The following is a 14,837-nucleotide window of genomic DNA, read 5'->3' as shown; positions in this document are numbered from 1 at the left end:
GCGATCAGCCCCGGGACGCCCGCTTCAAGCGCCCGGGGCCGTATTCCCGGCTAGGCCGCCTGTTTCGCCGAGCGGCGCCGGCCCTGCGCGTAATGCGCCAGGAGGAGCAGGCCCAGGTAGATGCCAGCGTCCGTGCCCGAGGTGGCACCGCAGCTACAGCCGCTGTCCTCCGCGGGCGCGATGGAGACGATGACCGGAGACGAGCTCACCACGTTGCCCGCGCCATCGGTGACGACGGCGGTGATGATGTGCGAGCCAGCCTGGGCCTTGCTGCTGTCCCAACTGCCGTTCACCGTGGCATCCGTGCCGCTGGCGATCTCGGAGCCATCCACGAGGATGGAGAGCTTCGTCAGCGTGGTGCCCGGGGCCACCGCGCCCTTGGCGGTGATGTTCACGGTGCCGGAGACGACCGTGCCACCCGCAGGATCGATCACCGACACAGTGGGCTGCGCGAAGGCGGTGACGTTGGTCTGCGAGAAGCTGCTCAGGCTGGAGTCCGAGGCGTCCGCGAAGGTGAGCGTCCTCAGGCCGTAGCCCTTGAACGTCACCTTGAAGTTGCTCAGCACGCCCTCCACGAAGGTCGCCGTGGAAGCGAACGTCGCGGTCGTGTCGGAGCTCGACACCTGCACCTTGCCCGAGTACGAGGTCGCCATGTTGCCGTAAGCGTCGAGCGCGGTGACGGTGAGCGCGGCCTCCTCACCGGCCGTCACGCTCGCGGGGAGCGAGACCGAGAAGCTGGCCAGCGGGCCCGGCGTCACCTTGAACGCCGCGCTCGTGCCATTCTCGAAGCCCTGGGCGGCCGCCACCAGCGAGTAGCCGTTGCCGGCCTTGCGCAGGGTGAGGCCCGTGAACGTCGCCACGCCGTTGATCGCGGAGACCGTGGTGGTCCCGTTCAGCTGGCCCCCCGTTGGGTTCTCGCCCAGGCTCAAGGTCACCGGATCGTTGTTGTCGGTGAGCACGTTGCCGTCCGCGTCCTGTAGCTCCACCTCGATCGAGGACAGCGCGTCGCTGGCCGCGAACTCAGTCGGATCCTTGCGGAAGACCAGCATGTCCTTGCCGCCGTGAGGATTGGCGGTCACGTTGAAGCCCACGCTGTTGTCCGAGAACAGGCCGCTCGAGCCCGCCACCAGGGTGTAGTTGAGGCCGCTCTTGGTCACCGACAGGTTGCTGAAGGTGGCCACGCCATTCACCGGGTTCACCGTGGTGAGCCCTCGGAGCTTGGCGCCGGGCGGGTTGTTGCCCAGCGACACCGTCACCGGGTTGGTGGCCTGCCCCGCCAGGTTCCCATACCTGTCGAAGATGGTGGCCCGGACAGGCTGGGTGAAGGTCACGCCAGCGAGCACGTCGGTCGGCTGCTGGGTGAACATGACCCGGTACGCAGCGGCCGCGCCGATGTCGAACGGGCTGCTGCTATTGCCAGTGAACGTCCCCGATCTGGCGCTCAGCGTGTAGCCCGCGCCCGCTTTGGTGATGAGCAGGTTGGTGAAGCTGGCCACGCCACCGACGGCGGCCACCGTGGTGGTGCCACCCAGCGTGGCGCCATCCGCGTTGGGGTTCATCGAGACGGTGACGTTGGCCGACGAGTTCGTGGTGTTACCGAACGCGTCCTGGATGGCCACCTGCACCGCCGGGGCCAGCGGCGCGCCCGCGATGCCGGTGGACGGCTGGGTGACGAAGGCCACCTTCGCCGCGGCGGCGGGGGTGATGTTGAAGGCCGAGCTGGTGGCGCTATCGAGCCCCGAGGCGCTGGCGACCAGCTTGTAGCCCGTGCCCGCCTTGCCGACGAACACGCCGCTGAAGGTGGCCACGCCGTTGACGGCGGCGACCGTGGTGGTGCCTCCAGCCGTGGCTCCGTTCGCGTTGGGGGCCAGAGAGAGGGTGATGTTGTAGCTGCCCTTCGTGACAGGGTTACCGGAGGCATCGACCAGGCCCACCTTCACCGCCGGGGTGAGGGAGGCTCCGGCCAAGGCCGTGGCGGGCGGCTGCACGGTGAAGACCAGGCCGACGGCGTCGGTGACGTCCGTGCTGGCGCTGCCCGTGATCGCCGCGTTCGCCGTGTCCGTCGCGATGACGGACTGCGGGCCCGCGGTGTTGAACGTGATGGAGACGTTGCTCGCCACGCCCGCGGTGAAGGCGGCGTTGGGCGGCAGCACCGCCGCCGCGTCCGTGCTCGTGAACGAGGCGCTCCCGGTGTAGCCGGTGGCCGTGACGCCCACGGCATCCACCGCGGTCACGGTGAACGTGGCCGGCTTGTTCACCTGGGCCGCGCTGGGCAGCCCGGTGATCCGGTAGGCGACCGCCGGGCCCGGAGGAGGCGTGTTGGTGGAGCAGCTCCCGTATGCATCCGCCTTGATGCGGACGTCATCCAGGTAGATACCCTCCTTGCTCACGGTGCTGTCGCTGGAGAACTTGAAGCCGAACCACACCGTCTGGCCCGCCAGGGCGGCCAGGTTGACGGTGACCGGCTTCAGCGAGCCGTTGCCGCCCGTGCTCTGGCTCGTCCAGATGCGCTGGGTCAAGTCGCTCTTGAGGGTGTTGTCGTAGCCACCGGCCGAGATGTACGGCGCCGTGCTGGAAGCCGCGTCGTTCACCGAGATCCAAGGACCGGACGCCGACGTGGTGCTGTAGACGAGCCAGGCTCCGTCATACTGGTTCTCCAGGTCGTACCAGAGGTTGAACGACAGCTGCGGGTCACGGGTGGTGGCCGGGATGGCGAAGCCGTTGACGCCAGTGATGGTGCCGTCACCGCCCAGCGCCAGGGTGGCCTGCGTGCTGATGGGGTAGGTACCGCCGCAGCTGGTGTTGGCCGCGCCGATGCGGAACGCGTTCGTGGCCGACTGGTAGTGGCAATCGCTGACGAGGTTGACCACGGCCGAGGCCGTGGTCCAGTACGCATCCGAGTCCGCCGGCCGGTTGCCGTCGAGATCGTCGAAGTAGTTGACGCCCGGCGTGATCACGCCAGTGGGCACGGCCGACTTCTGGGTGGTGTTGCTGTCCTCGTTGACGGCGTTGCTCGTCTCGGTGGCGCGGACCACGTAGTAGTAGGGCGTGCCGTTGCTCAGGTTCAGATCATCCGCGAAGCTGGTGCTCGTGAGGCCCGTGGCGATCCGGTTGGCCGCCGACGGGGTGAAGCCCGAGCTGGTGCTGCGGTAGACCGAGTAGGTCAGCGAGCCGCCGCAGATGGGCTTGGCCGCGAGCCAGCTGACGTTGGTGGCGCAGGTGGACCCCGCGCCGTTGTCCACCGCGGCGACGCCCGCGAAGGTGGGAGGCAGCGTGCACTGGCCGGTGGCGGTGACGGAGATCTCCTCGGACTTCGGAGACTCGGCGCACTGCGCCGCGCGAACCACGTAGTAGTAGGTGGTGCCGCCCGAGACGCCCTTGTCCTGGTACGGCGGGGCCGTCACCTTGGCCACGCGAGTGTACGGGCCGCCCGCGGTGGTGGAGCGGTAGATGCTGTACGAGAGGGCGCCGTTGGTCGTCCACGACACGTCAATCTGGTTGTTGCCGTTGACCACGGCGCTCACGCCGGTGGGCGTCGGGGCCGCGGTGGTGCAACTGTTGTAGGCAATCAGGGCGAAGTCCTGATCCAGCGCCGAGCTGTTGCCCGGCACGCCATCCGAGTTGATGTTCGCCGCCGTCACCGTGACGGTGTAGTCGCCCTCGGTGCCCGCGGGCAGGAACACGCTCTCCACGTTGTTGGAGGAGTCCTCCATGCCTCCGGTGACCGAGTTGCCGCCGGTGAAGACGTTGCCCTTGTAGGTGTTGCCGCCGACCGTGACGCTCAGGTCCAGGTTGTTCTTCCACGCGCTGCCGGTGGTGGAGCCCGGAGCGTCCGTCCACGCCAGGGTGACGCGGAAGGGCTTGCTCGAGTCCGAGATCGTACCCTCGAAGGTGCGGGTCTCGCCGGTGGCCGTGAGCAGGCTCTCCGGAGTCTGGTCATCCAGCAGGCGCGGGGTGCCGTCGAAGGCCATGCCCAGGTCCATCAGGCCCATGCCCTGGTTGTTGGAGAAGAGGTTGTCGTTGGCGCCCGAGCCCGTCATGTAGCGGGCCGAGTTCATCAGGTACGCCTTGGTCATCGCCGCGCTGGGCGGCGCCATGTTCTGGTTGATGAAGTACTGGCGCACCAGCGCCGTGCCACCGGCGACGGCCGGTGTCGAGTGGCTGGTACCGGAGGAGGCCGTGTACCACTGCTGTCCCGCCGGGAAGAAGTTGATGCCAGGGCCACCGCACACGCCGCCAGCGTCGAAGCACGAGAGCGCCTGGCCGTTGGGGTTGCCGGGATTGGGGTCGCGCTGCCCATCCACCTGGGCGACGCCGCCTGAGATATGCGTTCCAGGCGCCACGATGTCCGGCTTCTTGCGTCCGTCCGCGGTGGGGCCACGGCTGGAGAAGAACGCCATGTCATTGAGGCTGTCCGCGTCGGAGTCCTCCACGCCGCAGAGGTCCGCGGCGCCGAAGGGATGGACGTTCTCGGAGGCGCCCACGGTGATGATGTTCTTCGCGGTGCCAGGCGTCCCGACCGAGTTGGCGCCAGGACCGCCGTTGCCGGCCGCGAAGACGATGACCATCTCCTGGTTGCCTGCGGCGGGCTCCGCGGCGCCATCCTGCTGCGCGTCACGGACCAGCGAGTCGTAGTCCTGCGCGTCCGAGTCATAGCCGTTGAAGTTGGCGCCCCAGCTGTTGGTGCTGATGCGCATGCCGTCGCGGTACGCACGCGACTGCAGATCGTAATAGTCAGGGCTGGTGAAGGAGCTCGGGTCGAACACCACCGAGGAGCCCACCTTCACGAAGGGCGCCACGCCCAGGCCGTGGGTGAAGCCCGCGGTGTCCGTGAACGGCTCCGCCGTCAGGTTGGTGTAGCCCGCGACGATGTGCGTGTTCAGGTTGCCGTGGCCGTCGCAGCCCTGGATGGTGCTGCCGGAGTTCGCAAAGCCCTCGAGACGGTTGTAGACCACGCGGCTGGTGCCGGCGACGTTACCGCCCATGTACAGGCCGAAGTGGTTGGGCGCCTGCGTGCCGTTGTCCATGCCGCTGTCGCTCACGTCCACGCCGAAGCCGGACGCGGTGAACTGGGCCTGGGTGAAGCCCTTGGCCGCCAGCCACGCCAGGTAGCCCGGACCCTTGGGATCGTTGCCGTTGAGCTGGCCGGCGAGGATCATGTCCTGCCGCTCGTCGAGCTTCTTCGGCGTGGGGCGCGGCATGATGGACAGCACGTCCGGACGGGTGGCGATCTCGTAGAGATCCTTCACCGTCAGGTACGCCATCACATTCACATAGCCGTTCTTCTCGCGGATGAGGCCGTTGCGCGACTGCTTGGCGCGGATGAGCTCCAGCGTGGGGCCGTTGGCCTCCTCATCCTTGATCAGCTGGATGGAGTAGGTGGGCGTCTTGACGGTGCTGATGGCGGGGTTGAGCTTGTAGTCATCCAGGTAGGCGCCGTCCCACTGGATGGCCGCGGTGGCGGTGACGTGCTTCTGGAGGCTGCTCAGCGCGGCCACGTCGCCGTAGACGAGGTAGGCGTTGTTGGGGAGGTACGTGACCAGCTTGACGCCGGTGGCCTGCAGCCCCTTCACCCACTCGGGCTTGATGGGGCCTGTGAACTGCACGATGTGGAAGCGCTTGCCGGAGGCCTGCAGCTTCATGCCGCGCAGCGACTGCCCGTGATCGGACGCGGTGTCGATCACGCCCGCGTTGAGCAGGATCTGGTTGAAGTCATCGCGAGTCCGCGCACCCGCGGGCAGGGACGCCAGCGCCTTGTCATCGACCTGGACGACCTTGAAGGAGCCATAGTCGCCAAGCACCTGCATGTTGGCGCCACGCTGCTCGAGCTGCTGGGCCTGCTCCGCGCTGAGCTGCACCTTGTGGGCCTTCAGGTCCACGCGCACGCTCTCTCTCGCAGGCGGAGTCGGCGCGTTCTCCGCGCCTCCGCACGCCATCAGCGAGATCATCCCCACGAGCCCGAGCACATAAGTGCTCTTGGCTCGGAAGCCCATTGCGGGCCTCCGGGTTGCTGAGTTCTTCATGTTTTGCCCCGACGTTGCGAGCGCCTCGAGGGGACATGATCCGCACGCGCTCGATGCGGATCCGGAGGCGTGCGCCCATCCTCACAGCGGGACGTGACTCACTCCACCGTTGACCCGTAACACGTTTGCTCACAAACCTTCAAACGGGTAACACCGGTCCCCTGTTGACCTTCCGGCTTTCAGGGGGATCGGCGGCGATGACACGGTAGCGTGCGGGACAGCGTCTCATTCTTGGAGGCAGGGGAGAGAGGACTTATGGACTCGCATTACGATCAGGTGATGAAGGCTCGAGAGGCCGCAGGGCAGGCAGGCTCGCGGCTCTACTTCGCGTACTCGACGATCCTCGATCGCGCGGCGTTCGAGGAGTGGCGCGCCCAGCACAGCTACGACTTCTTCCAACTGCCGGAGGGGAAGCTGGCCGAGGCGCTGGAGGTGGATCTGGTCTACGACTTCCCGTCCCGGTGGTGGGGCGGGCGCGTGGCGGGGCTGGCGGATGCCCCCGGGCGCAGCGTGTTCGGGCGTCTCTTCGAGGTTGCGGGCAAGGACTGGCCCATCATCCAGCACAAGGAGGGCTTCGTGACGGGGATGTGCATCGAGCGCCCGGTGCGGGTGCGCGTGGACAGCCAGGAGGTGGAGGCCACGGCGTTCACCACCTCGCCGCGCCGCGCCTCGCAGGAGGGGCCAATCAGCCCCCGCTTCATCGAGGCGCTGGTGCGTGGCGCCGAGAGCGCGGGGCTCCCGGCCGCCTACGTGGAGCGGCTGCGCAGGGGAGAGTAGCCCCCTGGCTCAGCCCGGGATGAACCAGAGCACCGAGAGGGGCGGAAGCCTCAGCGCGGCGGAGGCCTCCTGCCCATCCCAGGGGTGGGCCTCCGTCTGGATCTGCCCCATGTTCCCGATGCCCGAGCCGCCGTACTCGCTGGCGTCGGTGTTGAGCACCTCCTGGTAGAGGCCCACGCGCGGGAAGCCGACGCGGTAGCCGTCGCGCGGCACGGGAGACAGGTTCGCCACACACACCACGTGCCGCCCGGGGGTGCGCGAGCGGCGGATGAACGCGAACACGTTGTCGGCCGCCGCGTCCGGCTGCAGCCACTGGAAGCCAATGGGCTCGCTGTCCGCATCGTGCAGCGCGGGCACCTCCCGGTACACGCGGTTGATGTCCGCCACCATGCTCTGGATGCCCTTGTGCCCCGGATCCTCCAGCAGGTGCCAGTCCAGGCTGCGATCGCTGCTCCACTCGGAGTGCTGACCGAACTCGCCGCCCATGAAGAGCAGCTTCTTGCCCGGGTGCGCCCACATCCACGCCAGCAGCGCGCGCAGGTTGGCCCGCTTCTGCCAGGGATCTCCCGGCAGCTTCCCGTACAGCGAGCCCTTGCCGTGCACCACCTCGTCATGGCTCAGCGGCAGCATGAAGTTCTCGCTGAACGCGTAGAGCAGGCCGAACGTCAGGTTGTTGTGGTGGTGCTGGCGGAAGATGGGGTCCTTCGAGAAGTACAGCAGCGTGTCGTGCATCCACCCCATGTTCCACTTGAAGTGGAAGCCCAGGCCGCCGTCCTTCACGGGCTGGCTCACCTTGGGCCACGCCGTGGACTCCTCGGCGATCATCACCACGCCCGGGTGCTTGCGGCGGACCGCCTCGTTCAGCTCGCGCAGGAAGGCAATGGCCTCCTCGTTCTCGCGGCCGCCCCAGCGGTTGGGGACCCACTCGCCCGGGCGCCGGCTGTAGTCGAGGTAGAGAATGGAGGCCACCGCGTCCACGCGCAGGCCGTCGATGTGGTACTCCTCGATCCAGAAGAGCGCGTTGGCGATGAGGAAGTTGCGCACCTCGTTGCGGCCGAAGTTGAAGACCAGCGTGCCCCAGTCCGGCTGCGTTCCCTGGCGCGGATCGGCGTGCTCGTAGAGCGCCGTGCCGTCGAACTTCGCCAGCGCGTGCGCGTCCTTCGGGAAGTGGCCCGGCACCCAGTCGACGATCACGCCGATGCCCTGCTCGTGCAGGTGGTTCACCAGGAAGCGGAAGTCGTCCGGGTGCCCGTAGCGCGCGGTGGGCGCGTAGTAGTTGCCCACCTGGTAGCCCCACGAGGGCCCATACGGGTGCTCCGACACGGGCAGGAACTCCACGTGCGTGAAGCCCATGCGCTTGACGTAGTCGCTCAGCGCGGGGGCCAGCTCCCGGTACGTCATGGGCCGGTCGCCGTCCTCCACCACGCGGCGCCACGAGCCCATGTGCACCTCGTACACGCTCCAGGGCTTCTGCGCGGGCTCGCCCTCGGCGCGCGTGGTCAGCCACTTCTCGTCCGACCAGGTGAAGCGGTGCAGATCATGCACCACGGACGCGGTGGCCGGTGGCACCTCGGTGCGGAAGGCGAACGGATCCGCCTTGAGCATCGCCGGGCCGCCTTGGCTGGGGCGGATCTCGAACTTGTACCGGGTGCCCTCGCCGACCTCGGGGATGAACAGCTCCCAGATGCCCGAGGCGCCCATGCGCCGCATGGCGTGCAGGCGGCCATCCCAGCTGTTGAAGTCGCCCACCACGGAGACGCCGGCCGCCGTGGGCGCCCACACCGCGAAGGACACGCCTGCCCCCCCGTTGTGGTGGATGAGGTGCGCGCCCATGCGCTCCCAGAGCTTCTCGTGCCGGCCCTCGCCCGCGTAGTACAGGTCCAGCTCTCCGAGCGTGGGCGTGAAGCTGTACGGATCCCTCAGGGTGAAGACCTTGCCGCCTGGGTACTCCACCTCGATCATGTAGGTGAAGACCTGGTCGCGTCCGTTGATCCGCGCCTCGAAGACGCCGCCCTTGCGGTGCTCCATGGCGATGCGCCCCCCGAAGCTGGGGAGCACGTGGATGGCGGCGGCGTCCGGGCGGAAGGCGCGCACCACCACCCCGTCCCCGTCCGGGTGGACACCGAGCACCCGGTGTGGATCCGGGTGACGCAGCTCGATGACCTGCTGGATCTCCGCGTCGATCTGCTGACGGTCTGCGGGCTTCTTCACGTCGGCTCCTCCATCCGCAAGAGGGCCTGGACGGGGATGCGGACCCAATCCGGGCGGTTCTGAAGCTCATACCGCACTTCGTAGAGCAGCTTCTCCAATTCGAACGCGCGCAGCATCCCCCAGAAGGTCGCGTCGTCCCCGGGCAGGAAGGCCGCGCCGCGCGTGGACTCCCGGTAGCCATCGAGGAACGCATCGCGCGAGGGGGCCATGCGGGGCGTGGGCGGGAGGCCCTCCAGCAGCACCGTGGCCTCGGCGTAGTCGAACGAGCGCAGCATCCCCGCCACGTCCCGCAGCGGCGAGTACTTCTCCCGCCGCTGGGTGAAGGAGCGGGACGGCTCGCCCTCGAAGTCGAAGATGAGCCACTGGCTCTCGGCCCGCAGCACCTGGCCCAGGTGCAGATCGCCGTGGATGCGGATCTTCTGTCCCGAGGGCGCCACGTGCGCCAGCCGCCGTGCGTGCTCCAGCAGCCGCTCGCGCTGCTTCTCCAGATCCGCGTGCAGCCGCCCCGCGTCCGCCAGCGTCACTCCCAGCTCGCCCATGATGGAGGCGCTCCAGCGCTGCAGATCCTCCTGGTGCAGCGGCTCCGGACTGAAGGCGGGATCCGTGTCATCCGACGCGAGGGCGCGGTGTAGCTCGCCCAGGCTTCGCCCCAGCTCGCGCATCTCCCGGAGGAATGCCGGATCCAGGGGGCCGGCCTTGCGGAAGCGATCCAGCGTGTACTTCCAGCCGTCCTCGGCGTTGGGGACGAAGCGGTGCACCAGGGCCAGGGTGGCGCCGGCGGGGCCTTCCAGGCTCAGCGCTCCCAGGAGCGTGGGCGTGGCCCGGAAGGAGGTGCGCGTGGCGAGGAAGCGCCCCATCTCGTGCTCCGGGTTCACTCCTCCCTCCAGCTTGCGGATGATCTTGAGGATCACCTTCTCGCCGAAGACGACCGAGGTGTTGCTCTGCTCCACCATGAGCCGGCGCACTGGCAGCGGATCGGGCAGGGAGAGGTGCCCCTCCGGGGTGCTCAGCCACTCGCCGTGGATGTGGCCGGAAGAGGAGGGGACAGTGCGCTGCTCGCGGATGAGCTGGAAGAGGGTGCGCAGACACTCCACGTCCTCGAGCGCATCGTAGATCCCTCCGGAGGTGCCGTCCGAGGAGGGCTTGACGGGCAGCAGGTAGCGCTCGGACTTGCCCAGCTCGTAGAGCACCTCCACGATGGCGAGACTGAACGAGCACGCGCCGAAGTCCATCGTCGCGTGATCCACCACCGAGGCGGATTTGATGGGCGACGCCTTGCCTGCGAACCAGCGCTGGTGTCTGAGGAAGTCGGGTAGCTTGGTGAGATCCACGGGTGTCACGAGATCGTCCTCCCGGGAAGGGGTTTCTCCAGCCGGAACCACAGGAACATGTAGGGGCCCAGCGAGAGTTGATAGGGCAGCGATGAGATGCGCGGGAAGACCGTGTCGCCCATGAGCTCCACGGGCACCTGGCCCTCCCACTCGCGCAGATCCAACATGGCCGGCTGCGCGTAGCGCGAGAGGTTGCAGAGGATCAGGATCGTCTGGCCCTCCCACTCGCGGGTGAAGGCCAGCACCTTGTGGTTCTCCTGATGGACGAAGCGCAGCTTTCCCAGCGCGAAGGCGGGGTAGCGCTGACGCACCTTGATCAGCCGCTTCATCCAGTGCAGCAGCGACGTCTTGAGCCGCTCCTGGGCCTCCACGTTGATGGCCTGGTAGCCGTACACCGGATCGGCGATCACCGGGGCATACAGCCGCGCGCCGTCCGACCGGCTGAAGCCCGCGTTGCGATCGCCCGTCCACTGCATGGGCGTGCGCACGCCGTTGCGATCGCCCAGGTAGATGTTGTCCCCCATGCCGATCTCATCGCCGTAGTACATGACGGGCGTGCCCGGCAGGGTGAAGAGCAGGCTGTGCATCAGCTCGATCCGGCGGCGGCCGTTGTCCATCAGCGGGGCCAGCCGGCGCCGGATGCCGAGGTTGATCCGCATCCGGGGGTCCATCGCGTATTCCCGGTACATGTAGTCGCGGTCCTCGTCCGTCACCATCTCCAGCGTCAGCTCGTCGTGGTTGCGCAGGAAGATGGCCCACTGGCAGTTGTCCGGGATGTCTGGCGTCTGCTGGAGGATCTCCACGATGGGTGTGCGGTCCTCCTTGCGCAGGGCCATGAAGAGGCGGGGCATCACCGGGAAGTGGAAGCCCATGTGGAACTCGTCACCGTCGCCGAAGTAGACGCGCACGTCCGCGGGCCACTGGTTGGCCTCGGCCAGCAGCATCTTGTTCGGGTACTCGGTGTCGATGGTCTTGCGCAGGCGCTTGAGGAAGGCGTGCGTCTCCGGGAGGTTCTCGCAGTTGGTGCCCTCGCGCTCGAAGAGGTAGGGCACCGCGTCGCAGCGGAACCCGTCCACGCCCATGTTCAGCCAGAAGCGCATCACGTCCAGCATGGCCTCTTGCACTTCCGGGTTGTCGTAGTTGAGGTCCGGCTGGTGGCTGAAGAAGCGGTGCCAGAAGTACTGCTTGGCCACCGGATCCCACGTCCAGTTGGAGCGCTCGGTGTCCAGGAAGATGATGCGCGTGCCCTTGTACTTGTCGTCCGTGTCGCTCCAGACGTACCAGTCGCGCTTGGGGCTCTTCGGATCGCGGCGGGACTCCTGGAACCAGGGGTGCTGATCGCTGGTGTGGTTGACGACCAGCTCGGTGATGATGCGGATGTCGCGAGCGTGGGCGGCCTCCACCAGGCGCTGGAAGTCCGCCAGCGTGCCGTAGTCCGGGTGGATCGCGTAGTAGTCCGCGATGTCGTAGCCGTCGTCGCGAAGCGGAGAGGGGTAGTGGGGCAGCAGCCAGAGGCAGTCCACTCCCAGGTCCTGCAGGTACGGCAGCTTCTCGATCAGTCCAGGGATGTCCCCGTGGCCATCCGCGTTCGAGTCATGGAACGCGCGGATGTGGAGCTCGTAGATGAGGGCCTTCTTGTACCAAAGCGGGTCCTGTTCCATACGCCTCTCGGGTGTCTACTCGTAGTAGTCGAACGCCTGCTCGCTGCGGCGGAAGCGGTACACCGCCCAGAGGGCCGCGGGTTGATCCGGCGTAAGGCGGACCTGGGTGGTGGGACCTTGCCAGAGCCGCCGCTCGTCCGTCATCAACTCGTGCACCTGGTACGTCTCATCGGGCTGGATGCCCAGCTCCTTGAGGGGCACGTGGAGCAGGGCCTCCTGGGGCGAGTGGGGATCCAGGCTCACCGCCACGAGCACCTGGCTGGCGCCGTCCGGCGAGCGCTTGCCGTAGAACACGACGTGCTCGTTGTCCGAGCGGTAGAAGCGCAGGTTGTCGTAGAGCTGGAGCGCGCGGTGCTGCTTGCGAGCGGTGTTGAGCTTGCGGATCCAGTCGCGGATGTGGCCGGGGCGCTCGAGATCCCACGCGACGAGCTGGTACTTCTCCGAGTCGAGGTACTCCTCCTTGCCGGGCAGGGCGCGGGCCTCGCACAGCTCGTAGCCGGAGTAGATGCCGTACGAGGAGGAGAGGGTGGCGGCCAGCGCCACGCGGAGGCGGAAGCCGCCGGGGCCGCTGCGCTGGAGCATCTCCGGGAGGATGTCCGGCGTGTTGGGCCAGAGGTTGCCGCGGAAGTAGTCGGACACGGGCGGGTGGGTGATCTCCTCCAGGTACTCCTGGAGCTCCTGCTTGAAGTTGCGCCAGGTGAAGTACGTGTACGACTGGGTGAAGCCGATCTTCGCCAGGGCCTTCATCACCTTGGGGCGGGTGAAGGCCTCCGAGAGGAAGAGCACCTCCGGGTGCTTGTCCTGCACGCGGCGGATGAGCCACTCCCAGAACTGGAGCGGCTTGGTGTGCGGGTTGTCCACGCGGAAGATGCGCACGCCTTGCTGCACCCAGTGGAGCACCACGGACTCGAGCTCTGGCCAGAGCGTCTCGCGGCCGGGGCCCATCCAGTCGAAGTTGACGATGTCCTCGTAGCGCTTGGGCGGGTTCTCGGCCGTCTTGATGGTGCCGTCCGGGCGGCGGAGGAACCACTCCGGGTGCTCCTTCACGTACGGGTGATCCGGCGAGCACTGGAAGGCCAGATCCAGCGCCACCTCGGCGCCGTGCTGCTCGGCGGCCTTGCAGAAGTGGCGGAAGTCCTCGAGCGTGCCGAGCGCCGGGTTCACCGCCTTGTGGCCGCCCTCGGCGGCGCCGATGGCCCACGGGCTGCCCACGTCATCGGGCTCGGCCCGGAGGCTGTTGTTCTTGCCCTTGCGCGCCGTGCGACCGATGGGGTGGATGGGCGGCAGATAGAGGGTGTCGAACCCGAGGGACTGGATGTACGGCAGCCACGCCTCGGCGTCCTTGAAGGTGCCGTGCGTCTTCCCGTCGCGCACGGCCGAGCGCGGAAAGAACTCGTACCAGGCGCTGTGGGTGGCGCGCTCGCGGTCGGCGAAGACCTCCAGCACGCGCGCATACTGCGTGGCCAGCGAGCGATCCGCGTACCGGCCCGCGAGCACCGCCAGATCCGGTGACAGCGCGACGACGATCAGCTCCGGCGAGGCGGGCTGCTTCAGCTTCTTCGCGGCGTCGGAGAGCGTCTGGGCGTGTCCGGCGCTGGAGGGGCGGGCCCGCTCGGCGGCGCCCTCGAGGAGCGCGGCGCCCTCGAGCAGCTCGCTGCGCACGTCCCGGCCCGCATCCACCTTGCGCTTGAGCTCCGAGGCCCAGGTGGCGAAGAGCTCCGGCCAGGCCTCCACGGTGTACTGGTAGCGCCCGTTGCGCGCGAGCGGGAACTCGGCCTTCCAGAGATCATTGCCGAGCGACTTCATGGGCACCTCGGCCCATTCGGTCTCCTGGCCAGCGGGGCTGATCTGCCTCCAGCGGACGACGGCGACGAGGACGTCGTGGCCCTCCTTGAAGAGATCCGCCTCGACGGTGCAGGACTCTCCGGCGATGCGTTTCACGGCGAAGCGTCCGGCCCCCAGCTCGGGGCGGACGCTCTCGATGACGACACTTCCGATTCGTGAGCTCATAAGGACAGGGCGGCCCTTATAGGGGCTGGGTTCGTGTCTTTCGGGGACCATGACGCGGGGACGTTGATCCCGAACGGCTTCGTGCATGGGGCCGTTTGCGAGTGAACGGTCGGGGCGCGCCGTCGGGCTGCCCCAGGTTTGGAGAAGGGCGCAGGCATCGGTGCTAAAAGGTGGGGCCCTACTTGGAGTTGCGGTATCCGGGAGCCAGATGGCGCCTTCTGATCCCCCCGCTACACAAGCGAGCGATCCAGCGGCTGACCGGGCCCTCTTGCAGCAGGTGGCCCTGGGCAGCGGCGCGGCGATGCGTGCGCTCTACACCCGGTGCTCGGGCCGGGCGTGGGCGGTGGTGCTGCGCGTGCTCGGCTCCAGGGCGGATGCCGAGGAGGTGCTCCAGGAGACGTTCCTGGAGGTGTGGCGCCGCGCCCGGGAGTTCGATCCGAGCCGGGGGGCGGTGGAGACGTGGGTGACGACGATCGCGCGGACGCGGGCGATCGATCGGAAGCGGGCGCTGGGCACGGTGGCGCGGACCGCGGAGGACGCGGCCCAGCAGCCACCGCCCATGAGCGCCACGCCAGTGGATCCCTCGAATGCGGCCGAGCAGGGGCAGGACCGGGCCCGGGTCGCCGCCGCGCTCAGGGAGCTACCTCCCGAGCAGCGCACGGTGGTGGAGCTGGCCTACTTCGAGGGCCTGTCCCAGCGGGAGATCGCGGACCGTACGGGAGATCCGCTGGGCACGGTGAAGACCCGCGCCCGGCTGGCACTGGAGAAACTCGCCGAGCTGTTGAGGGAACCCCCAGCTCGAGAACAGGGCTGACATGCCATGA

General features: G+C 68.0%; 7 protein-coding genes. 2 read left to right on the top strand and 5 right to left on the bottom strand.

The genetic code is table 11. The features are described from left to right. Positions 1 to 50: 50 nt before the first annotated feature. Positions 51 to 5,993, bottom strand: coding sequence for a S8 family serine peptidase (locus ACJ8AT_RS01055; RefSeq protein WP_407735634.1), 5,943 nt, complete (start codon positions 5,991 to 5,993; stop codon positions 51 to 53). A 285-nt stretch (positions 5,994 to 6,278) separates the two neighbouring features. Here ACJ8AT_RS01055 and ACJ8AT_RS01050 point away from each other — a divergent pair, with 285 nt between their 5' ends. Next, complete coding sequence (locus tag ACJ8AT_RS01050; RefSeq protein ID WP_407735633.1) at positions 6,279 to 6,800, top strand: gamma-glutamylcyclotransferase; 522 nt, start codon at positions 6,279 to 6,281, stop codon at positions 6,798 to 6,800. Positions 6,801 to 6,809: 9 nt separating this feature from the next. Here ACJ8AT_RS01050 and glgB read toward each other — a convergent pair whose 3' ends face one another. Genes glgB through ACJ8AT_RS01030 form a run of 4 tightly spaced genes read right to left on the bottom strand, consistent with a single transcriptional unit; the run spans position 6,810 to position 14,013 of the window. Continuing rightward, complete coding sequence (gene glgB / locus ACJ8AT_RS01045) at positions 6,810 to 9,011, bottom strand: 1,4-alpha-glucan branching protein GlgB (RefSeq protein ID WP_407735632.1); 2,202 nt, start codon at positions 9,009 to 9,011, stop codon at positions 6,810 to 6,812. Next, on the bottom strand, positions 9,008 to 10,351 hold the full coding sequence (locus ACJ8AT_RS01040) for a phosphotransferase (protein WP_407735631.1): 1,344 nt from the start codon (positions 10,349 to 10,351) through the stop codon (positions 9,008 to 9,010). The genes glgB and ACJ8AT_RS01040 overlap by 4 nt, the downstream gene beginning before the upstream one ends. Further along, positions 10,348 to 12,003 (bottom strand): maltose alpha-D-glucosyltransferase, encoded by a 1,656-nt coding sequence (treS, locus tag ACJ8AT_RS01035; RefSeq protein ID WP_407735630.1) that lies wholly within the window; start codon positions 12,001 to 12,003, stop codon positions 10,348 to 10,350. The genes ACJ8AT_RS01040 and treS overlap by 4 nt, the downstream gene beginning before the upstream one ends. A gap of 15 nt (positions 12,004 to 12,018) precedes the next feature. Further along, entirely contained in the window at positions 12,019 to 14,013 is a 1,995-nt protein-coding gene (locus tag ACJ8AT_RS01030) for an alpha-1,4-glucan--maltose-1-phosphate maltosyltransferase (RefSeq protein ID WP_407735629.1), read from the bottom strand. 208 nt (positions 14,014 to 14,221) lie between these two features. Between ACJ8AT_RS01030 and ACJ8AT_RS01025 the strand changes: the two genes are divergently transcribed. Further along, positions 14,222 to 14,827, top strand: coding sequence for a sigma-70 family RNA polymerase sigma factor (locus ACJ8AT_RS01025; RefSeq protein WP_407735628.1), 606 nt, complete (start codon positions 14,222 to 14,224; stop codon positions 14,825 to 14,827). The last annotated feature ends 10 nt before the right edge of the window (positions 14,828 to 14,837 follow it).

The sequence above is a fragment of the Hyalangium sp. genome (assembly GCF_045802625.1).
Taxonomy (GTDB): Bacteria; Myxococcota; Myxococcia; order Myxococcales; family Myxococcaceae; genus Hyalangium.
This window is presented reverse-complemented; position numbering and strand designations above follow the sequence as displayed.

Coding starts and splice junctions, on each gene's coding strand:
- ACJ8AT_RS01055 (WP_407735634.1), bottom strand. CDS start 5,993: ATGGGCTTCCGAGCCAAGAGCACTTATGTGCTCGGGCTCGTGGGGATG.
- ACJ8AT_RS01050 (WP_407735633.1), top strand. CDS start 6,279: ATGGACTCGCATTACGATCAGGTGATGAAGGCTCGAGAGGCCGCAGGG.
- treS (WP_407735630.1), bottom strand. CDS start 12,003: ATGGAACAGGACCCGCTTTGGTACAAGAAGGCCCTCATCTACGAGCTC.
- ACJ8AT_RS01030 (WP_407735629.1), bottom strand. CDS start 14,013: ATGAGCTCACGAATCGGAAGTGTCGTCATCGAGAGCGTCCGCCCCGAG.
- ACJ8AT_RS01025 (WP_407735628.1), top strand. CDS start 14,222: ATGGCGCCTTCTGATCCCCCCGCTACACAAGCGAGCGATCCAGCGGCT.